Annotated in this window: 1 protein-coding gene and 1 pseudogene; both read right to left on the reverse strand. The window is 73.5% G+C overall.

Annotated features, from left to right (window positions below):
• Positions 1-273, reverse strand: a pseudogene (locus G3I65_RS42900) (ABC transporter ATP-binding protein); the annotation flags it as partial.
• 108 nt (positions 274-381) lie between these two features.
• A partial coding sequence (locus G3I65_RS42905) for a GNAT family N-acetyltransferase (RefSeq protein WP_160701169.1) occupies positions 382-748 on the reverse strand: 367 nt, incomplete at its 5' end.

A 748-nucleotide genomic window follows, 5' to 3' on the forward strand; every position in this document is an offset into this window, starting at 1 on the left:
CACGCGCAGGGGCAGGGCGTCGTCGGGCTCGCTGACGCCCGGCGCGTCGACGACCGCGACGAGCTCGGTCAGGCCCGCGTCGACGCCCTCGGCGTGCACCGTGCCGGTGGTCGGCTTGAGCCGCCCGGCCAGCGCGAGGCCGAACGCCGTGACGCCGACGCCGGGGTCGCCGTGCACGATCGCCAGGTCGCCCTCGCCGAAGGTCAGCGAGGTGGGCGGTAACAAGGTGCCGTGGTGCCCTTCGAGGGACACGCGATCGGCTCGGACCTGCACGGTTTCTCCCGCTTCGAGAACTTTTGAACTGACCGGTCAGTGCAAAAACGTAGTCCTGAGGGGAGCCGGCGGCAAGATCACCGGACGCACGTCACACGAGTGGGTGGTTCACCGCAGCGCCGACGCGGGCCGCACCTCCCAGCTCGTCCACAGCGGCCGGTAGCCCTGCCGGTGCCAGAACACCGAGGCCAGCGGGTTGGTCGGGTTGTAGTAGAGGTACGTCCGGGTGGCGCCGCCCCGGTGGAGCTCCCGGTGCACGTGGGCCATCAGCGCCCGGCCGAAGCCGCTCCCGCGCTCGCCCGGCGCGGTCACGACGTTGTTGACGTAGCCCCAGCGCCCGGTCGGGAGCAGCTCGCCCGCCTCGCTCCCCGGCGTCGAGTCCACCCACGCGCAGTGCGCCAGCGCGCGGACCTCGCCGTCCGCCTCGGCCAGCCAGACGGGCGGCTCGGCTTCGTCGAGCGCGGCCCGCAGGCCG

This window comes from Amycolatopsis sp. SID8362 (assembly GCF_010550475.1).
GTDB lineage: Bacteria > Actinomycetota > Actinomycetes > Mycobacteriales > Pseudonocardiaceae > Amycolatopsis > Amycolatopsis eburnea.